The following is a 23,256-nucleotide window of genomic DNA, read 5'->3' on the forward strand; positions in this document are numbered from 1 at the left end:
CCTCTCGACACCTGCCAACCATACCGCGCCGAAAGTGACACTTCGCCGTGCCCAGGGTGACACCTGCATGGCTCAGGGGCACACCTTGCGCGGCAAGGTTACGCATCGGGCACCCAGAGTGACACTCCGGGCGGTTTTTGCCCTTGGACAGTGTTCCATGTGTTCCAGGTTCGCCCGCTCGCGGCTCTGGCCTCGCTGCCACCGGGCGGCTAAGGGGCGGCGCATGGCCAGCCCGCTTCCCATCGACAATGCGCCCATCCGCGTCGCCGCGCTCTATCGCTTCGCCACGTTCGACGATCCCGCTGTGTTGCGCGAACCCTTGCTGGCGGCTTGCCGGGAGGGCGGCGTGCGCGGCACGCTGCTGCTGGCGAAGGAGGGGATCAACGGCACCATCGCGGGCGCTCCCGCAGCCATCGACGCGGTGCTGGATCACGTCCGCTCGCTGCCCGTCTGCGCCGATATCGAGGTGAAGTTCTCGGGCGCCGTCACCATGCCCTTCCACCGGATGAAGGTGCGGCTGAAGCAGGAGATCGTCACCATGGGGCAGGGCGATCTGGACCCGGCCACCAATGCCGGCGTCTATGTCGATCCCGCGGACTGGAACGCGCTGATCGCCGACCCGGACACCATCGTGATCGACACGCGCAACGACTACGAAGTGGCCGTGGGCAAGTTCGAAGGTGCGATCGATCCGAAAACGCCCAGCTTCCGCGACTTTCCCGAATGGTTCCGGGCTGAGCGCGAGCGGCTGCTGGGGGAGGGGAAGCAGCCCAAGGTCGCAATGTACTGCACCGGCGGCATCCGCTGCGAGAAGTCCACCGCCTTCCTGAAGGCCGAGGGGGTGGAGGAAGTCTATCATCTCAACGGCGGCATCCTGAAATACCTCGAAACGGTGCCGGAGGAACTCAGCATGTGGCGCGGCGAGTGCTTCGTGTTCGACCAGCGCGTGACCGTTGGGCACGGCCTTGCGCTGGGCAGCTATGGCCTGTGCTTCGCCTGCCGCCGCCCGGTGAGCGCGCAGGACATGCAATCGGAACACTACGAGGAAGGCGTAAGTTGCCCCGCCTGCTGGGACGAACGCACCGACGAACAGCGCGCGGCCTACCGCGAACGGCAGCGGCAGGAAGAGCTTGCGATGGCAGAGGGGCGTGCCCACGTCGGAGCAGTGCTGCCGAGCCAGCTCGTGAAGGACGATGAACCGGAGCCAGAAAACCATTCCTAACCGCATCCTCTACAGCTTCCGCCGTTGCCCGTACGCCATGCGCGCGCGCCTCGCGCTGGTGGTGAGCGGCACGGCCTGCGAACTGCGCGAGGTTAAGCTGTCGGACAAGCCCGATGCCATGCTTGAAGCCTCGCCAAAGGGCACGGTGCCGGTGCTGGTGCTGCCCGATGGAACGGTGATCGAGGAAAGCATCGAGGTGATGCGCTGGGCGCTTGCCCGCTGCGATCCCGAAGGCTGGCTGGAGCGCGACGATCCGGACCTGATCGCCGAATGCGATGGCCCCTTCAAACACGCGCTCGACCGCTATAAATACCCCAACCGCTACGACGATTGCGACCCGCTCCCCCACCGCGCGCGGGGCTTAGAGTTTTTCGAAAAGCTGGATGCGCGGCTGGCCGAAGGCGGGCAGCTATGCGGCAGCAAGCGCGGCATCTCTGACGCGGCAGTGTTCCCCTTCGTCCGACAGTTCGCCAACCACGACCGCGAGTGGTTCGATGCGGCAGACCTGCCGCATGTCCATCCCTGGCTGGAAGGGCATCTGCAATCGCCGCTGTTCAAGACGGTGATGCAGCGCGAGAAACCGTGGAAGCCCGGACAGGAGCCGGTGGCGCTGGCGCTCTAGTCCAGCTTCATCACCCAGCCGTGGGTGTCTTCCACGGTGCCGCGCTGGATACCGACAAGCTTCTCGCGAATGGTGGTGGTCAGCTGTCCCGGTCCGCCGCTGCCGATGGTGAATTCGCCATCGCGCCCGGCAACCTTGCCCACCGCGGTGACGACCGCAGCCGTGCCGCAGGCGAAGGTTTCCACCAGCTTGCCGCTCTGCGCATCCTCGCGCCACTGGTCGATGGAATACATCTCCTCGGCAACGTCGAGACCTTGCTCGCGCGCCAGCGTGATGATCGAATCGCGGGTTATGCCGGGCAGGATCGTGCCGCCGAGCGGCGGGGTAATCACGCGCCCGTCGTCGAACACGAAGAACAGGTTCATGCCGCCCAGTTCCTCCACCCACTTGTGCTCTGCCGCGTCAAGGAACACCGTCTGGTCGTGCCCCTTCGCAAATGCCTCTCCCGTCGGGACGAGGCTGGCCGCGTAGTTGCCGCCGCACTTGGCAGCGCCGGTGCCGCCGGGTGCGGCGCGGGTGTATTCGCTGATCCACACCGACACGGCCGGCGCGCCGGACTTGAAGTAGTTGCCGGCGGGCGAGAGGATCACGATGAACTTGTACTTCGTCGCCGGACGCACGCCCAGGAAATGCTCGTTGGCGAACATGAAGGGACGGATATAGAGCGAGCCGCCTTCGACGCCTGGAAACCAGTCGGCGTCCTTCTTCACCACCTGCTTCACCGACTCGATGAACACGTCCTCGGGCAATTCGGGCATGGCGAGGCGCTTGGCGCTCTCGTTGAACCGCTTTGCATTCGCCTCCGGCCTGAACAGCGCCATCGTGCCGTCGGCTTGCCTGTAGGCCTTCAGCCCCTCGAAGATTTCCTGCGCGTAGTGCAGCACGCTTGATGCCGGGTGCAGCGGGATCGGTTCGCAAGGGCCAAGGGTGGCGTTGTGCCAGCCTTCACCTTCATCGTAGTCTATCATCACCATGTGATCGGTGAAGACCTTGCCGAAACCGGGATCGGCAATGGCCTGCGCGCGGGTGGCACCGGGGACGGGAGCGGGATGCTGGATATGCTCGAACTTCATGGCACCGGCGATTAGTGGGCGGCGCGGGGAGAGGCAAGTGGGACGTGGCCCGCAGTACCTTCGCTCTCAGGGCGCAATCGCTGCGCCAAGCTGTTCGCGCAACGAAACCAGAATCTCCTCACGCTCGGCATAGGCCTGGAGGAGGTAGCTGTTACGCCCCATGTTGTCGAAGGTCTCGTTGAGGAACTGCTGGTCTGTGCGCATGCGCGCGACATCGCAATCGGGTTGCCACTTGTATGCATCGTTGCTCATGACCGTGAAGAAGGGTGAGTAGTCGCTTTCGGCGGGCACCAGTCGAAGGGTAATCACATCGGAATGACGGCTGTAGAGACGGAACAGCTCGTTTACTCGCTCTTCATGGTTGGCGCGCTGGCGATCGCGGAACAGGATGTAGGATCGCAGCATGCGCCTGATCTCGTCGTTCCGCAGGCGATCGAAGCGTCCGGTACCTATCAGTTCGTCCATGACCGGCAGTTCGTCTGAGGGTTTGCGGTAGACGTGCGAGTAGGCGACCGCTTCGCATTCCATGCCTGTGAGCGGACGGCCCGGCTCCATCGAGAAGATAACCGGTTGCGCGCTATGCAGCGCGTCAACCCTGGTTTGCACTAGGGCGCGTTCGGCGCGCACGGCCTCGAGAAGATCGCCGGTTTCGTCGTGCAGGCGCTCGATGATTGCCTGTTCGTCCAGCCGCTCCCGTCGCGCCTCGTTCCAGTTGGACGCCTGCAACGCGAGAAACACGCCGACCACAACCACGACAAGTTCCGTTGCCGCTGCAAACCAGTCCTGACGGCGCAGACTGTTGCCAAGTCGGCGCAGTAGCATCCTGTTTTGCTTCCCCCCGGTCATGCCCGATCTAGGGAACACCAGCGCAAGACTGACTAGACATAATTGCCTGGCGCGCCCTGTGCCGCGTGTTCTAGGCCCCAAAATGAGAAGGCCAGCTACGCTCGATGCGTAACTGGCCTTCGCATGGTCAGCGGTCAGTTAGACCGCCCACGAAACCTTACTCGGCGAGTAGGAAATTACCGAATATGCTCCGCATGGGTCATCACCGACCTCCCTGCTGAACCATGAGACATCGGATCACCTCCTTTCGCGCTTTTGAGCCAGAACCCTGCCGTATCACCGGGGGCCAAGACCGCGTGGTTTCGCAGGTCTTGAGTGCAGTTGTGAATCACTGAGTCGGCGAACGCAAGGCTTGTATTTTTCTTTTTCACAGTCAGAATAGAGCGCCTGTTCGAGGAGGCCCTGGCGCCCCCGATTTCCTAACCCCTGCAATCCTCGATCACCCGCGTGATCTCCGGCCATGCTGGCGCGTAGACGGGGCTGGTGTCCGCCACGTCCACGGCGAAGCGACCTTTCGAGAAAGCCACCGCGTCGAGCAGCGGATCGCTGGCGGCAAGCTGCGCCACGATCAGCCCGGTGCCGCCGCTCTGCATCGGGCTGGCGGTGAGTCGCCGGTCCTGTGTCTCGGTGCGCACCAGCATTTCCACCTGGCCGCTGGCAGTGCCAGCGCGGGCGATGCTGACGCGGCGCGAAGCGCGCTCGCAGCGGACGATAAGCTGCACGGTATCGGGCGTGCGCCCGGTGCCGAACACGGCCAGCGTGTCCCCGCCTTCTGCGACATAACGCCAGTCTCCCGGCGTCTGCGGCGCGTCCATCCAGTTGTCGAAGCTGGGCGTAACCACCTGCGGCGGGGCTGCTTCGGGCTGGGCCTGAGTCGGCGTAGGCGTCGGCGAAGGCGAGGGCACTGGCGTCGGTTCGGGCGAGGGCGGCACGCAGGCCGAAAGTGCCACCACGCCGAGAATGGCGGAGGTGGCGGCGAGGAGTCGTTTGTTCATCAGCTGCATGCATCCAATACGCGCGAAATCCCCGGATGTGTCGGGAACTGCATCTTTTCTCCGGTGGCATTGGTCAGCGAGACGACCTGCCCGGTGGTGGAGAAGGCATGGAAAATCGCGAGGCCCGGCTCGATCTCGGCGGAAAGTCCGCCTTCGACCGGTGCCATATCGAGCCGCGCGGCTTCGCCGCCAGCGTCCACGCGCCATGCTTCCGGCGTTTGCGAACTGCTGGCGACGTCCAGCGTCACCGTGCCGCTCATCGCGTCGCAGTTGAACGAGAGTGCGGGCGCCGCGCCTTCCTCTCCGAACACGGCGCTGCCGCCTTCGGGCGTTTCGCGCACGTTCCAGGTGCCCACCACCAGCGCTGTGCCGTCTTCAGCGGCGGTGGCCACGGGGGCGGGCGTCAGCACCGGCTCGGGCACGGCCGCTTCCTCTGCGGGAGCGGCATCGTCGCTGTTGTTGCAGGCAGCCAGTGCGAGGGTGGCGAGGGGCAGGGTGAGAACATGGGCAAACTTCATCGCGGCGGTTCCTTCTGGACGGTTGGCCATGGTCGGCTCTATCGACTTCCCCATGAGTGAGCGCAAGCCGTCCCGTAACCGAATTGACACATTGCTGGTGGAGCGCGGTGAGGCCGAGAGCCGTACCCGCGCGCAGGCGCTGATCATGGCGGGGCTGGTGTTCGCAGGGCCGCCGGGCAAGCTCAGCCGGATCGACAAGTCCGGGCAACAAGTGCCTGATAGCTGGGCAGTCGAAGTGCGCGGGCGCGACCATCCCTGGGTCGGGCGCGGCGGGATGAAGCTGGATCATGCGATCAAGCACTTCGGCCTCGATCCCACGGGCGCGGTGGCGATGGATATCGGCAGCTCCACCGGCGGCTTTACCGAAGTGCTGCTGCACCACGGCGCCGCCCACGTCTTCGCGGTGGACGTGGGCACTAACCAACTCGCCTGGAAGCTGCGGCAGGACGAGCGCATCACCGTGCTGGAACAGACCAACGCCCGCGCCCTGACGCCGGAAATCATCGACCGGCCCTGCAACTGGGTTGTCTGCGACGCCAGCTTCATCGGCCTTGCCAAGGTGCTGGAAGTACCGCTGGCGCTGGCCGCGCCGCGATGCCAGCTTGTCGCTCTCATCAAGCCGCAGTTCGAAGTCGCCAAGGGCGAGGTGGGCAAGGGTGGCATCGTGCGCGACCCGGCGCTGCACCAACGCGTGTGCGACGAGGTGCGCGCATGGCTGGAAAGCGGCGGCTGGCGCATACAGGGAATTATCGAGAGTCCCATAACGGGAACGGAGGGTAACGTGGAGTACCTCGTCTCCGCCTTGCGTGATAGCTGACCGCCCGTCAGATTGACGCAACGAATCAGGGAGAGACCGATAACGATGAACCGTCTTGCGTCCCCGTCGCAATTGCGCGCCAGCCTGATCCGCTGGGCCCTGTTCATCGTGCCCACGGTGATGCTGCTGGGCTTCCTCTCCGGCCAGGTTAGCGGCAGCAGTGCCGACAGCCCGTGGTTCCAGTCGCTGGAAAAGCCCGCGCTTTTTCCGCCGCCCGCCACTTTCGGCATCGTATGGACCGTGCTCTACATCATGATGGGCCTCGCCTTCGCGATGGTCTGCGCAGCCTGGGGTTCGCGCCTGCGGAGATGGGCGATCATTGCCTTCATCGTGCAGCTTGCCATCAACCTTGCGTGGTCGCCGACGTTCTTCGCGGCCCGCCAGATAGAGCAAGCACTGTGGGTGATCGTGGCGCTCGACGTGGCGCTGATCGGCACCGTCGTGCTGTTTTTCAAGGTGCGCAAGTGGGCAGGCGTGCTGCTGCTGCCCTACCTCGCATGGGCGCTGTTCGCGACGGTGCTGAACTGGCAGTTCCTCGAAGCCAATCCCGAGGCGGGGCAGGAGGAGGGATCAGGCGCAGTCCAGAGGATGGAATTGTAGGTTGCCATCGCGCGCGGCTGGTCCCAAATATACGTCATGCAGAGCCAGAACCCCCTGATCGCCGACTTCGTCAAACTCGCCAACAGTGCGGCTGGCACCTTTGCCGGCATGAGCAGGGAAGCCCGCGATGCCGGGCGCGAGAAGCTGAAGGAAGCGATGGGCGGCCTCGATCTCGTCAGCCGCGAGGAATTCGACGCGGTGAAGGACATGGCGGCCATGGCCCGCGAAAGGGTTGACGTACTCGAAGCCAAGATCGCCGCACTCGAAGCGAAGCTGGCCGATAAGGGCTGATCGCCCGATCGGACGCTTTTCCTTTACAAGGATTTGTGCTGTTTTCGGCCTTTCTGGAGAGAAGGGTCCGAATTCATGCGTTTTGTCGCCAACCTGCTACTCGCCACCACCGCCATAGCCACGCCCGCCACCGCGCAGGACACCGCGGTCGGCGGCCAGTCCGGCCCGGACATGAGCATCGAGGCGATGGAGCCTGACGATACCGCCGTCAACATCGGCCTTGCCGGTGAACAGCCGGTCGACATTGCCCGCTACCTGCTGGCGAGCGGCGCGGGCGGGGCAAGGCTCTCTCCCGATGGCGAGCTGGTGGCTTTTTCCTCCAGCGTCACCGGTCAGCCAGAGGTGTGGATCGTGCCTGTCACCGGCGGCCAGCCTCGCCAGCTGACGTTCCGCACCAACCCCAGCGAGTTTCACTGGACTCCGGACGGCAGCGGCCTGCTCTATTCGGCGGACCGCAACGGCAACGAACAGCCCGGCTATTTCTGGATCAGCCGCGACGGGACGCAGGAACGCGAAATCCTGCCTGCGGCGGAGGGCGATTTCCGCCGCTTCGGCGGGTTCGCCGACGATGGCAGCTTCGTCTTTTCCTCCACCGTCCGCAACGGTCGCGACTTCGATATCTGGCGCGCCGATCTTAACGGCAATGCCGAACTGATTTACGAGGGCACCTTCGGCTACTACGCGCAGAGCCTCTCGCCCGATGGCCGTTATGCCGTGGTGACCGAAGGCGTGGGCGAGGATGCCGACAACCTCTACCTGCTCGATCTCGAAAGCCGCGAGCTCACCACGATCAGCGCCCCGCCGCTGGAGGACCGGGCCAGCCATTCGCTGGACGGGTTTGAATGGCTGGACGATTCCTCTGCTTTCATCTTCTCCAGCAATGCAGGCCGCGAATACGGGGCTAGCCAGACCTATTTCGTCAATGAAAGCAGGCTTGCCCCGATGGAGGCTTTTGAAGGGGATATCGGCGATGTCGCCTTGTGCGAAGGATCGCGCCCCGGCTTGGCCTACACGGTAAGCCGCGACGGATTCGAAACGCTGATGTTCGCCGATGGCGACAGCGGAGCGCCGCTGACTGGCCAGCTGCCGGAAGGCAACTTTTCGCTCGATTGCGCGGGCGGCACCCTCATGGTGGGCGTCAGCGGGTGGAACACGCCGGGCGATATCTACACGGTCGATCCCGCCACCGGAGCGGCACGACAGGTCTATTCGTCGACCATGGCAGGCCTCGATCCCGAAAGCCTCGTGCGCCCGCAGGTGGTTCGCTACCAGGCGCGCGACAGGTTGGAACTGCAAGGGATGCTTTACCTGCCCGAGGGGGCTGGCACGGGCGAGGACGCGCCGCCCGTCGTCTTCAGCGTTCACGGTGGCCCCAGCGGCCAGTCCGGCCCGACGTGGGACCCTGTCACGCAGTATCACGTGGCGCGCGGTGTCGCCGTGTTCGAGCCGAACGTGCGCGGATCCACCGGCCTTGGACGCACCTACTCCACGCTCGACGACCGCGAGGCGCGCCTCGATTCGGTCCGCGACCTCGTGGACCTGCTGGCGGCGCTCGATAATGACGGCCTTGTCGACGGAGAGCGCGCGGCGGTGATGGGCGGTTCCTACGGCGGGTATATGGTCAACGCCGTGCTGGCCGACTATCCCGATGCCTTTGCCGCCGGTGTCTCGCTGTTCGGCGTTGGCAACTGGATCACCGCGCTGGAAGTCGCCTCTCCCGGCCTCAAGGCTAGCGACCGGATCGAATACGGAGACATTACCGAAGACCGCTGGCGCGAATTCTACGGCGAGATCAGCCCCGTCTTCCGCGCCGACCAGATCCGCGTGCCGGTGCTCTACTCGCATGGCGCGATGGACCCGCGCATCGACATTTCCGAAACCGAGATCATGGTGAAGGCCCTGCGCGAGAACGGCGTTCGCGCCGATTTCGTGCGCATCCCCGACGAGGGACACGGCTGGCGCAAGTTGTCGAACCGGCTCTACTATTTCCGCAAGCAGGCCGAATTCCTCGAGGATGTTCTTGGGGAGGACGGCGCGGGCGACTAGGGGCAGCGGATGCACCTCCGCGCGCCCGCCATCCTCGTTGCCGCCCGCCAGCACGGCGAGACGGCCGTCGTGGCGCGGTTCTTTACAGAGGAATTTGGCATTGTCGCTGGCTACGTCGCGGGCGGGCGCGGGCGGACGCTGCGGCCCGTGATGATCCCCGGCAATCTGGTGGACCTGCAACTCAGCGCCCGCTCGGCCAGCCAGCTGCCGTTTGCCAAGGTGGAACTGACCGAGAGCCGCGGGCCGTGGCTGGCCGAGCCGCTGCCTGCCGCGGCCATCGGCTGGATCACCGCGCTCACCGCCTCCGCCCTGCCGGAGCGGGAGCCATATCCCCCGCTTTTCAGCGCCCTGGAAGGCACGCTTTCCGCCATCTGTCACGCGCCCAGCGCGCGCGGCTGGGCGAGCGCGCTGGTGGGCTACGAAGTGCTGTTGTTGCGCGAACTGGGCTATGGCGGCGCGGGGGAGCGGCCGCAGGGCGACATGGCACAGGTGCTGGAGGCTATGGACGCGCTCGGCCCCGCGCTCGATCACTACCTGCTTGCCGACAGGCGTGCAGACGTTATGGCGGCGCGAAATCGCTTGAGAGAATTGCTGGGACGGATTGCCTGACATGAAAATTGCCCTTCTTGCCGGTGACGGTATCGGCCCTGAAATCATGGCGCAGGCGCGCCGCGTGCTTGATGCGCTGGACCTGCCGGGTCTCGACCTTGCCGAAGCCGACGTTGGCGGCGCGGCCTATCGCAAGCACGGCCACCCGCTCCCCGACGAGACGCTGGCCATTGCCCGCGATGCCGATGCCGTGCTGTTCGGCGCGGTCGGCGATCCCGAGTGCGACAACCTGGAGCGACACCTGCGCCCGGAACAGGCGATCCTCGGCCTGCGCTCCAACCTCGGCCTGTTCGCCAACCTGCGCCCCGCCACGATGTTTCCGGGGCTGGAGGACATGTCCGGCCTGAAACCCGAAATCGCCCGCGAGATCGACGTGCTGATCGTGCGCGAGCTGAACGGCGATGTGTATTTCGGCGAGAAAGCCATGCGCGTGCTGGATGACGGCAGGCGGCAGGGCTACGATTTCATGTCCTACGCCGAGGACGAGGTGCGCCGCATTGCCCACGTCGCTTTCCGCGCGGCGCAGGGAAGGGGCGGCAAGCTGTGCAGCGTGGACAAGGCCAACGTGCTGGAAACCAGCCAGCTCTGGCGCGACGTGGTGATCGAGACGCATGCGGACTATCCCGATGTCGAGCTGACCCACATGTATGTCGACAACGCCGCCATGCAGATGGTGCGCAACCCCGGCCAGTTTGACGTGATCGTGACCGGCAACCTGTTCGGCGATATCCTGTCCGACCAGGCGAGCATGTGCGTCGGCTCCATCGGCCTGCTTGCCAGCGCATCGCTGGGCGAGAGGCAGACCCAATATGGCACCTTCGGCATGTACGAACCGATCCACGGTTCCGCGCCCGATATTGCCGGGCAGGGCAAGGCCAACCCGATGGCCATGATCCTCAGCCTCGCCATGCTGCTGCGCCATTCTTTGGGACTGGACAACAAGGCTGCGCAGGTGGAGGCGGCAGTGGCCAAGGCGCTGGACGACGGCGTGCTGGGCGGCGACCTTGGCGGCACGGCGGGAACTTCCGAGATCGGCGATGCGGTGCTCGCACGCCTCTGAGCCAAATCGGTCCCGCAGTAACCTTATGGTTAACAATTTGCCGTAACGCGGGCACATGAAGATGGTGACCGAGCAATTCCAGCAGCAGATCGAGACCGCCGCCCGGCTGGCGAAGGCCAGTACCTCGCGCCCGCTTGAACTTGCGGTCGTGCTGCCGACGCTGAACGAGCGGGGCAATATCGCCCCGATGGTGGAGCGGCTGGAAAAGGCCCTTGGCCCGTCTGGCTGGGAAGCGGTTTTCGTCGATGACAATTCGCACGACGGCACAGCGGAGGAAGCGCGCCGCATCGGCCAGACCGATCCGCGCATCCGCGTTATCCAGCGCATCGGCAGGCGCGGCCTCGCCAGCGCCGCGATCGAGGGCATGTGCGCAACCGCCGCGCCTTTCGTCGCCGTAATGGACGCCGATCACCAGCACGACCCTGCTCTGCTGAACGAAATGCTGGAAGCGGTGAAGTCGGGGGAATACGATCTCGCCTATGCCAGCCGCTTCGCCGTTGGCGGCAATGCCGACGGCCTGTCGAGCAAGGGCCGGGAGACGGGCAGCCGCCTCGCCAACGCGCTCGCTCGCAAGCTGACCGGCACCGAACTGACCGACGCGATGAGCGGCTTTTTCCTCCTGCGCACCGAGCAGTTGCGCAAGCAGGCAGCGGGCCTTTCGGGCATCGGTTTCAAGATCATGCTGGATATCCTCGCGACCGCCCAGCCACGGCTGAAAGTAAAGGAATTCCCGTTGAAATTCGCCGAACGCCTGAGTGGAGAGAGCAAGCTGGACAACGGCGTGGTCGTGGATTTCGTCGCCGGACTGCTCGATCGCTACCTCGGTCGCTGGATCCCCGTCCGCTTCGCCCTGTTCGGCATGGTCGGCGGGCTGGGCGTATTCGTGCACATGGCCGTCCTCGCGGTGCTCTACTGGCCGGACGAGATCGGCTTCGGCTGGGCGCAGGCGATTGCCACGATGGTGGCGATGACGTTCAACTTCTGGCTCAACAACCAGCTCACCTACCGCGACAAGAAGCTTGGCGGGCCGAGCGATATGTTCTGGGGTTGGGTGAAGTTCTGCGGGGCCTGCGCGGTAGGCGCCTTTGCCAACGTGGCCGTCGCCACCGTGCTGAACGACGAGGGGCTGGTCTGGTGGGCCGCCGCGCTTGTCGGCGTGGCGATCGCATCGGTCTGGAACTATGCGCTATCGAGCAAGTTCGTCTGGGGCCGTTTCCGCTAGGATTGGCCCGCGCGCATCAAGTCATTTTGTTGCCAGAACGTATGCGAGAAAGCTTAGTCCCAAGCAATAAATGTGAACACTTTGTTGCGTGAAGAAAAGGCCGGAGCAGGTTTAACCATATACTTGGCCATTCCTTGCTTAACACCGGGTTTCACTGTATCTTTTGCAGTGCAACAAGAGGGAATCAGTGGCCTTGGCCAAGTCTATCGAAGCCTACGTCGACAATCGGGGTCATCTGCACATGACGCCGAAGAGCGCGGTGATCGGCGATATTGCCGCCGCGCTCGGCCGCGTGGGTGACGAAGGTGGCCTGACCGAGGGCGTTGCCCGGCTGATCCTGGAAAAGCGCGCGGAGATCGAGCAGGCCTTTGCCGATCTCGACACGATGGACGAACGCGAGCCTGTGCGTATTGACCAGAGCGAGGCCGGCACCGTCGAAGTGTTCGACCTCGAAGACCGCCGCAAGAAGGGCTAGCGCCAGCCTTCGGTCCAAGCCCATTTCAGGAAGTCCTGCGGGTCTTCCAGCGGGGCCGCTGTCAGGATTGGGAACCAGTAGAGGAAGAACCCCAGCGCGCCCAGCGTCAGCACCGCCGGGACGAGCCGCTCGCCACGCTGCCAAAGGCGTTCCACGCCCAGCGCCAGCGCTGCGCTGACCGCCATTCCGGCGAGGAAATAGTGGAAATAGAACTGCACCGCCTTGGGTGCGACGATCCACAGGCCGAGGCTCGCCACGTAAACCACCACCAGCGCAATGCAGTCCCATCGCGAAGCTTCGGCGCGGCTGACCCAGGCGGTCCACGCGCACCACGCCATCGCGATCAGGCCGAACCACATCGTCACCGGGTTGCCGATCAGCATGACGCCGCGCATCGCGCCGTCCACCGGTTCGTAGAGATACCAGATCGCCCGGCGGTTTATCACCCAGTCCCACCACTGGCTCTGGTAGGGGTGGGCCTCTGGCACCTGCGTTTGCAGGGCCAGCATGTGTCGGTGCAGTTCGACCAGGCCGGAGGGATCGCCGCCCGGCGTGCTCCAGTAGAGGAACGGCCAGAACGACGCGGCATAGACCAGCAGCGGCACGAGGCCGAGCCACACGCCCGCTTCCCACAGCGTCATCCCCCGGACGGGCGCGCCGCGTGCCGACATCACCAGCCGTCGCCGCCCCGCTGTCCAGCGCGCGGCGAGGAAGGCGAGGCCGGGCAGCACTGCGAGCGGGATGGCGTTCCATTTGGATGCCATAGCGCAGCCCAGCGCCACCCCGGCGATCGCGAGGCGCCAGCGGGCGGTCTCGTTCTCTCGCAAGGCCCCTGCAAACATCCACGCCGCCAGCATCAGGAAGGCGACCATGAACACGTCCAGCATGGCGATGCGCGCATGGATGAAGAGGACGAAGTTGGTGGCGACGAACAGCCCGGTCAGCACGCTGGCCGCTCGCGAACAACCGGCAAACCACATCGCGCGCATCGATGCGAACAGCGCCAGTGTGCCCGCCACCACGCTGAAGATGCGCCAGCCGAAAGGCTCGTCCCCGAACAGGGCGATGCCGGCGGCGATGATCTGCTTCGCCAGCGGCGGATGCTCGACATTGGTGGCCTGCGCCAGTTCCAGTACGGCGCGGGCGGCGGGCAGGTAGTGCACCTCGTCGAAATAGGGCGTGGTCGGAATGCCGAGCCGCACGAGGCAGGCGAGCAGGAAGGCCAGCGCTATCGCGCCGTTCCAGAAGATCGGATCTCGGGGATGGCTGGGCACGGCGCTCATTGCTTCGGAGGGTTAATGACCCATTCCGCCAAGAGCAATTGGCAAATGGCTGCTGTCCCCCTAAACGCACAGCCGCAATGAAAAAGACGACCGGAACAGACCCCGCCATCACCGCCAAGTGGCGTCCCGCGACGCAGGCCGTGCGCGCCGGCACGCACCGCAGCGAGCATGGCGAGACGAGCGAGGCGCTCTACCTCACCAGCGGCTTCACCTTCGACAGCGCGCAGGAAGTGGCCGCGCGTTTCGCGGGCGAGGCGCAGGGGATGCAGTACTCGCGCTTCAAGAACCCCACGGTGGAGATGCTGCAAAGCCGCATCGCCGCGATGGAGGGGGCGGAGGCGTGCCTGGTGCAGGCAAGCGGCATGGCCGCGATGACGAGTTCGCTCCTGTGCATGCTTTCCGCGGGCGATCACGTGGTGGCGGGCCGCGCGGCCTTCGGTTCGTGTCGGTGGATCCTCGACAACGTGCTGAACCGTTTCGGCATCACCCACACTGCGATCGACGGGACGGACAACGCCGCCTGGGAAGCCGCCGTGCAGCCCAACACCAAGGCGTTCTTCTTCGAAACGCCGGCCAATCCGACGATGGACCTGGTGGATCTGGAATTCGTCTGCGGCCTCGCGAAGTCGAAGGGTATCACCACCATCGTCGACAATGCCTTTGCCACGCCCATCCTCCAGCGCCCGATGGATTTCGGCGCGGACGTGGTGGCCTATTCGGCAACCAAGCTGATGGACGGGCAGGGCCGCGTTATGGCGGGCGCGGTGTGCGCAAGCCGGGAATGGATCGAGGAGAAGCTCTCCCCGTTCCAGCGCAACACCGGGCCAATCTGCGCGCCGTTCAACGCCTGGGTGGTGATGAAGGGGCTGGAAACCCTGCCGCTGCGCGCGCCTGCACAAAGCGCCAATGCGCTGCAGGTGGCACAATTCATTGAAGATCGCGGCCTGCGCGTGCTGCATCCGTGGCTCCCCAGCCACCCGCAGCACGAACTGGCCAGGCGCCAGATGGTGGCGGCAGGTCCGATCTTCGCTTTCTTCGCGCCCGGTTCGGGAGATCAGGCGAAGGAAAAGGCCATGGCCATCTGCAACGCGCTGGAGCTGGTCGATATCTCCAACAACATCGGCGATGCGAAAAGCCTGATGTGCCACCCGGCCACCACCACGCATCACAACATGGGCGCAGAAGGGCGCGCAGCCGCAGGTATCGAGGACGGGATGCTGCGGATCAACGTGGGACTGGAAGATCCGCTGGACCTGATCGAGGATATCGGTCAGGCGCTCGACAAGGCTGGGGTTTAGTTCGGGGGTTTAGGACGAAAGTCCCCTTGTAGCGACCTGCAAAGGCGCTACCTTGTGGGCGTAATGACTGACTCCGCCCTCTCCTCGCTTTTCCAGCACACGGCCATCACGGCGGGCATTACCGTTCGCGTCGCCGTCAGCTTCATGCCGGAGCAGTCGCGCGTGGGCGCGGGCCGCTGGTTCTGGGTCTATCACATCCGCATCGAGAACGGCAGGGACGAGACCGTGCAGCTCAAGAGCCGCCACTGGCGCATTACCGACTCGAACGGCATGGTGAACATCGTCGACGGCGAGGGCGTGGTGGGGGAAACCCCGGTGCTGGCCCCCGGCGAAACGCACGATTACGTGTCCGGCTGCGAACTGGCGACCAACATGGGCGCGATGGAAGGACATTACACCTTCATCCACACAGACGGTTCGCAGTTCGAAGTCGCGATCCCGTACTTCCCGCTCGCTGCGCCTGCGGATAGCAGTGTGTAGCTTGTTTTTCGATTGCGCCTCCGCGCAATCGTCCTCGCTAGACGCGCTCCGCTACGCTGCGCGCCCGCTGCGGGCGGGCGTTCGCCCTTGCGACGCGCTAGTCGCGCGCCGTACCTCGAAAAACCTCTGACCGCTGGAGCTGGCTCGGTCTGCGACTAGCAGACCGCAAGCCCGAACGGGCGCCCGCAGGTGCCGCGCAGTCCGTAGGACGGAGCGAATAGCACCGAGGACGATCCGGCGGAGGCCGGATCGAAAAACAAACAATCCCGCGAACTCCTTACCTCACCCTGCTCGGCGCCACGATCACCGCGTTGGCCAGCAGCATGTCCAGCCCGTCCATGTAGCCGCGCACGGTCGGATCGTGGGCGAAGCCGATGGCTAGGCCGCGGCCGCTGGGCTGGGCGAGCATGTAGGGCTTGAACGCCATCTGGCGGCGGTTCTCGTCCCACACGTAGCCCGACGCGACGAGTTCGTCGGCCGCGGCATAGCGGACCACGTTCACCCCGTCCGTCAGGCTGAGCGGGGTAAGGATCAGCGAGCCGTCGGCGAACACCGTGGGGGCGCTGCCGTCATACCCTGCGGCGAGGAAGTTCTCCGGGTCCACTTCGGTGTTGAGCAGCGCGCCCGGCAGCGTGTCCGGGCGGCGCGTTGGGTCGGCGATGGCGTTGCGGTAGTCGTCCACGCTCTCGATCGCGGTGCCGGGAGCGGTTTCGCCCTCGGCCTCCTCCTCTTCCGGGTCGCCGCCCAGCACGGTTTCCGCGCGGGTGGAGAACAGGGCGTCGTCGCCGCCGGCAAAACTGCCAAGCGCGCCGCCGAAAGCCACCAGCACGCCGCCGTCGCTGACATAGTCGGCAAGGGCCGAGCGGGCGGCGGAAGGCAGGTCATAGCTGTCCGCCACCACGATCACGTCCCAGTCGGAAAGGTCGGCGCGGGCGATGGAGCCGCTGCGGATGGGCGCGACCGGCAGGCCGAAGCGCTGCTCTATCACGTAGCGGGCCGAGCCTGTGGAAAGCGGCGAGACGCCGTCGTCCCACACCATCGCGATGGTGGGCGCGGAAAGGCGCACGAAGCTGTCGCTGCCAAGGTTCGGACCGGTGTCCACCCAGCCCGATTCAAGCGCCACGGTCTCGGCCCCGATTGCGTTCGCCAGCGTCAGGAGGCCGTCCAGAGAGCCATCATTGTCGGCCAGCGTGAAGACCACGGTGCCGCGCGGAAAATCCCGCCCGCCGACGGCAAAGGCGGTGTCGGTTGACCGGCCCACGATGCCTGCCTTCATCGCTTCGCCCACCAGCCGCACCTGGCCGCTGTCGGTCCACGGCACGGCGACGCCGAAGGCACCCGGCGCGCTGGCGAGGGCGGGGATGGGGCTGTCCGCCACCACCGCAGTTCCGGCAGACGCGCTGGAACACTGCGCCACGTCCAGTCCGCTCATCTGCCCGACGGACCATGCGGTCGTGTCGTAGATTTCGTGCGGCAGATCGATGGCGCGGCGGTCCTCCTGCCCCTCGATGAAGTCGGCGGGCAGGGCGATATCCTCGTCCAGCAGGCTGCGGATCAGCCGCGCGGTGGGCTGGCGCATCGATACAGAGAGGTAGCCTTGCGGGTAGGAGCGGCCGCAGGCGCTTGCGGGGCCGTTCACGCGGCCCACGGCAATGCCCTGGTGCGCCAGCCTGCGGGCCAGCGCCTCGGCGTTCCAGCGGCGATCCGCCAGGTCGATCACGAACCAGCCGCTTCCTGCCGCCCCATCAGCCGCGCTGCGGCGGTAGCTGGCATAGTCGGCAAGGAACATCGACGGGTTGCGGGCCACGGTTTCCGCCGTTGCCAGCGTGGTGACGAAGTGGTTGCGCACGCCTTCCGCGTAGGTCAGCAATTCGCCGTTGCGGCGTTCCCATACGAGGCCGCGCGAGCTCGCCTGCTCGAACGTCATGGCGATGGAGCCGTTCAGCGTCGGCCAGGTGTCGCCGTAGCCGGGGTAGAACGCGTCGAACACCTCGCGGGTAAAATAGGGCACGCCCAGCCGGTCCAGCCAGCTTGCGATATTGCGGCCCAGAACCACCTGCTTCTGCCGCTGGTCGGCGGTGATGTAGGGGTTGAAGGGATCGGCGCTGGGCGGGAAGAAGTAGGTCTCGTCGCCGCCCATCTCGTGCGCGTCAACCAGCACCACGGGCTGCCAGTCGCGCACGGCGGCGATTTTGCCCTGCGTTTCGGGCTGGGTCAGCGCGAACCAGTCACGGTTGAGGTCGAACAGGTAGTGGTTGAACCGCCCGCCGGGCCACGGTTCGTCATGGCCTGCCGTTGCGCGGTTGGGGGAGGGGGCGATGCCCAGCTGCTGGTAATAGCTGTTCGTGAAACGCGCACGCCCGTCCGGGTTTTGCATCGGGTCGATGATGACGACGGTTTGGGAAAGGATCGTCTCGACCAGTTCGTCGCCCTGTGCTGCCAGCAGGTGATAGGCCAGCGCCAGCGCCGCATCCGAACTGCTGATCTCGTTGCCGTGCACGCCGTAGCTGAGCCACGTCACCGGAACGCTGTCCGGCCCCGGCGCGCCGCCACTGGCAATACGCTGCATGTCGGCCTGGATCGCGTCGATCCGCGCCATGTTCTCCCGGCTGGAGATGACCGCGTAGACGAGCGGGCGGCCTTCCCAGCTGGTGGCATATTGCACCAGCCGCATCCTGTCGGGCGCGGCTTCGGCCAGTTCTTCCATGTAGCCTGTCACCACGTCGGGCCGGGTGATCTGCTCTCCCGAACGGTGCCCCGCCACCTGTTCCAGCGTGGGAATGTCGGCATCGAACGTGCCTTCGAGGAAGCTCTGCGCAGAGGCAGGCGCGGCAGGCATCAGTGCGGCGGCTAAGAGGCCGAGCAAGTGGCGGATCATGATAACTCCCGGAAATCCCTGATGCGGGAGCATTGTGACCAAGCACGTCCCCGGTCAAGCCGCTTGCGGCGCACTGTCACCATGGCTTAGAGGCAGCTTCACCGATGAAACGCACACACCTGCCCCTGAACGCCCTGCGCGTTTTCGATGCCGCTGCCCGGCACCTGTCGTTCACCCGCGCGGCGGACGAGCTTGCGGTGACGCCGGCGGCCGTCGGCCAGCAGATCCGCGCGCTGGAAGATGTGCTGGGGGTGGTCCTGTTCCGCCGCACGTCGAAGGGGCTGGAACTGACGGACGAGGCCGAGGCCGGTCTCGATTCGCTGCGTGACGGATTCCTGAAGTTCGAGGAAAGCGTGCAGGCGATGCAGGCGGGGCAAAGCTCCTCCAACTACGCGATAGCCTGCCCGCGCGAATTCTTTGCCCAGTGGCTCGCCCCGCGGCTGGCGGCTTTCCGCAAGGCCAACCCGGAAATCACCGTGCAGCTGACAGCAGATGAGAACGCCGACTTCACCGAGGCCAATCTCGACCTTGCCATCCGGCTGGTGGAAGGGCCGGGCGAACTCGAAGGCGCGCAACTGGTAAACGGCTGCAAGGTCATGGTGGCAGCACCGGGCGCGCCCGATGCGTGGATCAGCTGGCCCACCTACGAAGCGCCCGAAGGCGCTGAGGTCGCGCTGCAAGTCGGCAATGCCGGACAGGTTTTGTCCTCCGCCATCGCCGGGATCGGCCGCGCCTGGTTGCCCCTGCCGCTGGTGGAGGAAGCCCTGGCCGACGGCAGGCTGGAAGCCTTGCAGGAACAGGAAGACTGCCGCCGCGCCTACTGGCTGGTCGCCCCGCGTCCCCAGTGGCGGCAGAAGAAAGTTAAGGCGCTCGTGGAGTTTCTGACGGGCGGCTGAGCGCGCCGCTTGGGAAGCGGGTCATTCGCCGCCGCCAGCGTAATTTGCTGCTACTGCGCCTTCCGTGCATTCGCGGATTGACTGATCGCGCGGTTTAACAGCGATTGGGATATGAGAGGGCGGATCACCAGCGCGACGATGTCGATCAGTATGTGCGCGGCCATCGGTTTCACAATGGAGCCGCTCGACAGGTAGAGCCATGCCATCAATGCGCCCACTCCGGTGGTTGCCAGCACGCCTTTCCAGCCCTGATACCAGTGCGCAATCCCGAAGGCGGCCGTCGAAATAACGAGAGAGGCGGAGACGCTGCCGGTCGCTTCCAGCGCCAGCAAGGGCAGCGCGGCGCGGTAGAAAATTTCTTCGCTGATACCGGCGTTCACCGCCAGCGGAATGCACCAGGCCAGCTCCTTTCGGTTGCGCGGCAGAAGGGCCTCTATGTCTCCGGTCACAGGCTGGCTCGCTTTCTTCAAGCGGTACCGCCAGACGATCGCCGAGATAGTAAGGCCCAGGGCTATGCCAGCCGCCATGCCAAGGGACTTTTCGAGGCTGGAGCTTTCCGATGATGGTTCGGGCAAGACGCGTTCGATAGATCCTGCGAATTCGGCGGGCAGAATCCACAGGGCATCGAGCTTTCCAAGGGCAAGCAAGATCGCCACGCCGCCGATGCCGAACAGCACGAATGGCACGAGCGTCCACTGGCGATAGAAGCGGATGCGATGGGCGCTGTCGTCCAGCTGCCTGAAAGCTGCGTAGTCGTGCGAATCCCGCCAGGACATCCACGTCAGACCGGCAAGGGCGGCCAACAGAACAAGGCTTGCGGGATGGTTCATGCGGCTCTCCACTTTCCAAAATGGAAAGTTGATATCCTCGAGTTTCCAATCTGGCAAGTGATAGTTTTCCATTCTGGAAAGTCGCGGGGGCGCGGTGGCGAAGGAGCAGGCCCCGGCGTGTTGTAGGCCGGTCATCCGCCCGCCGTGCGGCTTCGCGCAATGGCATAGCGATTCCGCGCGGCGCTGCTATGGCTCCTCGCATGACTGCCACGCCCATTCTCACCACGCCGCGCTTCACCTGCCGCCCCCTGCAACAGGGGGACGAGCGCGCCCTGTGGCCAGCGTTCTCCAGCGACGATGCCATGCGGTACTGGGGCCGCGGCCCGTTCGACGATCGCGACGAATTTCGCGACTACCTGTTCGACAAGGGCGGCACCTGGGGCGGACGCACCTGGGTGTGCGAGCCGAGAGAAGGCGGCGCCCCCGTATTCCGCATGGTCGCCAGCAGCGACGTGGAGCAGGTGGCGGAGATCGGCTACATCCTCGTGCCCGGTAACGAGGGGCGGGGCATCGCGCGCGAGTGCCTCACAGCCCTCATCTCCCACCTTTTCCGCACAGAGGGCTATCACCGCATCTTCGCCGACGTCGACCCGCGCAATATTCGCTCCAACGCGCTGCTGGAGCGGCTGGGCTTCACGCGCGAGGGGCACCTGCGGCACACGATGAAGACTCACATCGGCTGGTGCGACACCTCGCTCTGGGGCCTGCTGAGCGACGAATGGAACGAGCCATAGGGGCGGAAAACTTCGATTAAGCTTTGACGGTTTATCGTGGATATGCTGCCTGATCGGCAACACCCGGAAACGGGCCACAAGGGGGAACATTCTCGATGCTGAAGACCATTCGCCACGCTGCCTTGATTGCAGGTGCGGCACTTATCGCCACGACCGCACAGGCGCAGGTGCGCGACCTTGACGGTGAGCAGAGCGACGTGCGCGTGTTCCAGGGCCGCGTTGCCGGGGAGGCCGCGGTTTTCACCCTCACGCTGCCCGCCGATACCGGGCTGCAGGTGGACGCGATTGCGACGGGCGATCTCGACCCCGTGCTGCGGGTGAAGGACGCGAGCGGCGAACTGTTGGCCGAGAACGACGACTTCGGCGACGAGTTGAATTCCCGCGTGATGATCGGCGCGAGCGACCGTAGCCGCCGCCTCACCATCGAGGTCGACAGCTTCGACGCCGATTGGGCGGAGGAGGGCGAAAGCTACGGCGGCACGTTCGACCTGCGCCTCGCCACCAGCGACTATGTGGACGTCGGCACCAGGGCCGTCTCCTACGGCGCGCGCGAAACCGGCACCCTGATGGGCGGAGAACACCTCTTCACGATCCGCGGCAAGGCCGGGGAATCGGTAGAAGTGGCGCTGATCGCCACCGACGACAGCCTCGATCCCTATCTCGAACTGCGCGATCCCGCGGGCGAGAGCGTCGCTTCCGACGACGATGGCGGCGGTGACCTCAATTCACTGCTGCGCCACACCTTTACGCAGGACGGTACATACACCATCGTCGCCACCGGATTTGGCGAGAGCACCGGGGCCTATCGCCTGCGCGTGCGCGAACAGCGCGAGGTGCCCGCGCAACTGCCCTTGCAGGTGATCGGCATCGACGACGAGGCGACAGGCGTGCTGGCCGGGGGCTGGGACGAGGCGGGCGATGCCACGCTCACGCCGAGCTATATCGACTACCAGTTGAGCGAAGAGGCCAAGGCGACGATTCGCTCCGGCAACGGAGAGCTCTCCATTCGCATGAGCGGTGGCGGGGAAAGCGACCCCGATTTCGGCGACACCATCGATCCATACATCGAACTCGGCTTCGACACGCCGCTGGGTTTTGCCGTGGTGGAGAGCGACGACGATGGCGCCGGTGATCTGGACGCCCTGCTGCCGGTGGACCTCGGCCTGCTGGCCGCCGAGCCGGGCCTGCTCGACAAGCTGCGTATTCGCGCGCAGGGCTATGGCGGATCAGACGGCGAGTACACCCTCGTCGTCACGCCCGGCATGGCAGAGCGCGTGGAGCAGCCGTGGGACGATGCCGAAGCTGCAGTGGAGGCTGCCGCGGAAGCCATAGAGGACGCCGCGGGCGACTGATCCGTCCTTCGGGCTTCTGTCCGAAATGACGGAATCGCGTCAGGTACAATCCCCGATTGTTATCGATCATAATTTGGTAGTGATTGTTTTATTTAAAGCTGTTAGCGACGTCATGATGTCTGAACGCTAATTCGGATGTCCGGCCTTCATGGCCGAGGGGAACACATATTCGAGGGGCACGTCGAATGCATGACGTCCGCAAGAATCACGTTACGTCCGCCGAGCTGGTCCGCTCTTTCGCCAAATGGCGCGACGCATCGCAGACGACACCGATTTTCGTCACGACGCACGGAAGACCGTCGCACGTTCTTACCAGCGCCCGGCTTTTCCAGCAGCTCACCCAGAATTCAGGCAGGGAGAACACGCTTCTTGCAGAGGAACAGCTGACGGGCCTTGCCGACTGGCTGGGCGAAAGCATCATTCTGTGCACGGCAGATGAAGAGATCATCTACGCCAACGCGCGGGCGCGGCAGTATTGCCGTCTGCCAGCACTCCGGCCCGGGATTACGCTAGCAGAGGCCATGCCGGCGCTGGAGGGAAGCGTTATCCAGGTGCAATACCGCCGCACGATGGCGACAGGAGAAGCGCTGCAGGCGGATATCCCTTCCGTTTTCGCGAAGGATTGCTGGACACACCTGCAGTCCATCCCCCTGGGCGATCGGCTCGTCCTGATGATGCGCGACATTACTGACGAGGTGGAGCATTACCGGATGGCCGATGCGAAGCACGCCATGCTGGATGCCATAAGCCTGCACCCCGACGTGAGCTACGTGCACATCACCTTGCGCGGTCTGATCGAAGCGACGGATCCATCGTTCCGCAAGTGGATGGACGTCTCGGACGAGAAATTGTGCGGCGTGCGGCTGGGGGATCTGGTGGTGCGCAAGCAGCGCCTGGCTTTCCGCAACGCGCTGGACCGGGTCTACGAGGACAACGAGCGGCAACAGATCGAGATCGAACTGATGCCCAACAAGGCGGCCTCTCTGCGAGTGAAGCTTGCGATCGTGCCGCTTCAGGGTGCCTACGGGCTGGAAGGTGCTTCGGTCATCATGACCCGCGTGCCCGACTGATAACGAAAGGGCGGGGAATTGCTCCCCGCCCTGTTCATG

Annotated in this window: 23 protein-coding genes; 16 read left to right on the top strand and 7 right to left on the bottom strand. The window is 65.0% G+C overall.

Annotation, left to right across the window (positions count from 1 at the left end; all coding sequences use genetic code 11):
• Positions 1–223: 223 nt before the first annotated feature.
• The gene (gene trhO, locus D4Q51_RS12500; RefSeq protein ID WP_120078104.1) at positions 224–1,222 is read left to right on the top strand and encodes an oxygen-dependent tRNA uridine(34) hydroxylase TrhO; all 999 of its coding nucleotides are present in this window, start codon (positions 224–226) and stop codon (positions 1,220–1,222) included.
• Positions 1,194–1,844: a glutathione S-transferase gene (locus tag D4Q51_RS12505; protein WP_120078105.1), complete on the top strand. Its 651-nt coding sequence runs from the start codon at positions 1,194–1,196 to the stop codon at positions 1,842–1,844. The genes trhO and D4Q51_RS12505 overlap by 29 nt, the downstream gene beginning before the upstream one ends.
• Here the strand turns inward: D4Q51_RS12505 and D4Q51_RS12510 are convergent.
• From D4Q51_RS12510 to D4Q51_RS12525, 4 genes are all read right to left on the bottom strand, one after another.
• A complete protein-coding gene (locus tag D4Q51_RS12510; RefSeq protein ID WP_120078106.1) occupies positions 1,841–2,917 on the bottom strand; it encodes a branched-chain amino acid aminotransferase in 1,077 nt (358 codons plus the stop codon). The two genes, D4Q51_RS12505 and D4Q51_RS12510, sit on opposite strands and share 4 nt — an antisense overlap.
• A 66-nt stretch (positions 2,918–2,983) precedes the next feature.
• On the bottom strand, positions 2,984–3,739 hold the full coding sequence (locus tag D4Q51_RS12515; protein WP_120078107.1) for a hypothetical protein: 756 nt from the start codon (positions 3,737–3,739) through the stop codon (positions 2,984–2,986).
• A 443-nt stretch (positions 3,740–4,182) separates the two neighbouring features.
• On the bottom strand, positions 4,183–4,758 hold the full coding sequence (locus D4Q51_RS12520; RefSeq protein ID WP_162925321.1) for a hypothetical protein: 576 nt from the start codon (positions 4,756–4,758) through the stop codon (positions 4,183–4,185).
• Complete coding sequence (locus tag D4Q51_RS12525) at positions 4,758–5,306, bottom strand: hypothetical protein (RefSeq protein WP_120078109.1); 549 nt, start codon at positions 5,304–5,306, stop codon at positions 4,758–4,760. Before D4Q51_RS12525 ends, D4Q51_RS12520 begins: the two co-directional genes overlap by 1 nt.
• Before the next feature lie 22 nt (positions 5,307–5,328).
• On the opposite strand from D4Q51_RS12525, the gene D4Q51_RS12530 reads away from it, so the two are divergent.
• From D4Q51_RS12530 to D4Q51_RS12565, 8 genes are all read left to right on the top strand, one after another.
• Entirely contained in the window at positions 5,329–6,093 is a 765-nt protein-coding gene (locus D4Q51_RS12530; protein WP_120078739.1) for a TlyA family RNA methyltransferase, read from the top strand.
• Between the two features lie 45 nt (positions 6,094–6,138).
• A complete protein-coding gene (locus tag D4Q51_RS12535) occupies positions 6,139–6,693 on the top strand; it encodes a TspO/MBR family protein (protein ID WP_120078110.1) in 555 nt (184 codons plus the stop codon).
• A gap of 36 nt (positions 6,694–6,729) precedes the next feature.
• Entirely contained in the window at positions 6,730–6,984 is a 255-nt protein-coding gene (locus D4Q51_RS12540; protein ID WP_120078111.1) for an accessory factor UbiK family protein, read from the top strand.
• Positions 6,985–7,059: 75 nt separating this feature from the next.
• Positions 7,060–9,030: a S9 family peptidase gene (locus tag D4Q51_RS12545; protein WP_120078112.1), complete on the top strand. Its 1,971-nt coding sequence runs from the start codon at positions 7,060–7,062 to the stop codon at positions 9,028–9,030.
• A 9-nt stretch (positions 9,031–9,039) separates the two neighbouring features.
• Positions 9,040–9,639: a DNA repair protein RecO gene (gene recO / locus D4Q51_RS12550; protein WP_120078113.1), complete on the top strand. Its 600-nt coding sequence runs from the start codon at positions 9,040–9,042 to the stop codon at positions 9,637–9,639.
• Between the two features lies 1 nt (position 9,640).
• Complete coding sequence (gene leuB / locus D4Q51_RS12555) at positions 9,641–10,699, top strand: 3-isopropylmalate dehydrogenase (RefSeq protein ID WP_120078114.1); 1,059 nt, start codon at positions 9,641–9,643, stop codon at positions 10,697–10,699.
• A 55-nt stretch (positions 10,700–10,754) separates the two neighbouring features.
• Positions 10,755–11,921 carry a glycosyltransferase gene (locus D4Q51_RS12560; RefSeq protein WP_240624718.1) on the top strand — a complete coding sequence of 389 codons (1,167 nt, stop codon included), beginning with the start codon at positions 10,755–10,757 and terminating at the stop codon, positions 11,919–11,921.
• 187 nt (positions 11,922–12,108) lie between these two features.
• Positions 12,109–12,396, top strand: coding sequence for a Cas5 family CRISPR-associated protein (locus tag D4Q51_RS12565; protein WP_420807542.1), 288 nt, complete (start codon positions 12,109–12,111; stop codon positions 12,394–12,396).
• Here D4Q51_RS12565 and D4Q51_RS12570 read toward each other — a convergent pair.
• Entirely contained in the window at positions 12,393–13,679 is a 1,287-nt protein-coding gene (locus D4Q51_RS12570; protein WP_120078115.1) for a glycosyltransferase family 39 protein, read from the bottom strand. The two genes, D4Q51_RS12565 and D4Q51_RS12570, sit on opposite strands and share 4 nt — an antisense overlap.
• Before the next feature lie 77 nt (positions 13,680–13,756).
• Between D4Q51_RS12570 and D4Q51_RS12575 the strand changes: the two genes are divergently transcribed.
• Positions 13,757–14,977: a trans-sulfuration enzyme family protein gene (locus D4Q51_RS12575; RefSeq protein WP_120078116.1), complete on the top strand. Its 1,221-nt coding sequence runs from the start codon at positions 13,757–13,759 to the stop codon at positions 14,975–14,977.
• A 63-nt stretch (positions 14,978–15,040) separates the two neighbouring features.
• On the top strand, positions 15,041–15,457 hold the full coding sequence (gene apaG / locus D4Q51_RS12580; RefSeq protein WP_120078117.1) for a Co2+/Mg2+ efflux protein ApaG: 417 nt from the start codon (positions 15,041–15,043) through the stop codon (positions 15,455–15,457).
• A gap of 277 nt (positions 15,458–15,734) precedes the next feature.
• Here apaG and D4Q51_RS12585 read toward each other — a convergent pair whose 3' ends face one another.
• Entirely contained in the window at positions 15,735–18,335 is a 2,601-nt protein-coding gene (locus D4Q51_RS12585) for a M14 family metallopeptidase (protein WP_120078741.1), read from the bottom strand.
• A gap of 104 nt (positions 18,336–18,439) precedes the next feature.
• On the opposite strand from D4Q51_RS12585, the gene D4Q51_RS12590 reads away from it, so the two are divergent.
• Positions 18,440–19,231, top strand: coding sequence for a LysR family transcriptional regulator (locus D4Q51_RS12590; protein WP_120078118.1), 792 nt, complete (start codon positions 18,440–18,442; stop codon positions 19,229–19,231).
• A gap of 50 nt (positions 19,232–19,281) precedes the next feature.
• Here the strand turns inward: D4Q51_RS12590 and D4Q51_RS12595 are convergent, their stop codons facing one another.
• Positions 19,282–20,133: a CPBP family intramembrane glutamic endopeptidase gene (locus D4Q51_RS12595; RefSeq protein WP_205689495.1), complete on the bottom strand. Its 852-nt coding sequence runs from the start codon at positions 20,131–20,133 to the stop codon at positions 19,282–19,284.
• 128 nt (positions 20,134–20,261) lie between these two features.
• Here D4Q51_RS12595 and D4Q51_RS12600 point away from each other — a divergent pair, with 128 nt between their 5' ends.
• From D4Q51_RS12600 to D4Q51_RS12610, 3 genes are all read left to right on the top strand, one after another.
• The gene (locus tag D4Q51_RS12600) at positions 20,262–20,795 is read left to right on the top strand and encodes a GNAT family N-acetyltransferase (RefSeq protein WP_162925323.1); all 534 of its coding nucleotides are present in this window, start codon (positions 20,262–20,264) and stop codon (positions 20,793–20,795) included.
• Positions 20,796–20,890: 95 nt separating this feature from the next.
• The gene (locus D4Q51_RS12605; RefSeq protein WP_120078121.1) at positions 20,891–22,147 is read left to right on the top strand and encodes a PPC domain-containing protein; all 1,257 of its coding nucleotides are present in this window, start codon (positions 20,891–20,893) and stop codon (positions 22,145–22,147) included.
• A gap of 185 nt (positions 22,148–22,332) precedes the next feature.
• A complete protein-coding gene (locus tag D4Q51_RS12610; RefSeq protein ID WP_120078122.1) occupies positions 22,333–23,217 on the top strand; it encodes a PAS domain-containing protein in 885 nt (294 codons plus the stop codon).
• Positions 23,218–23,256: the final 39 nt, after the last annotated feature.

The sequence above is a fragment of the Aurantiacibacter odishensis genome (assembly GCF_003605195.1).
Lineage (GTDB): Bacteria > Pseudomonadota > Alphaproteobacteria > Sphingomonadales > Sphingomonadaceae > Alteraurantiacibacter > Alteraurantiacibacter odishensis.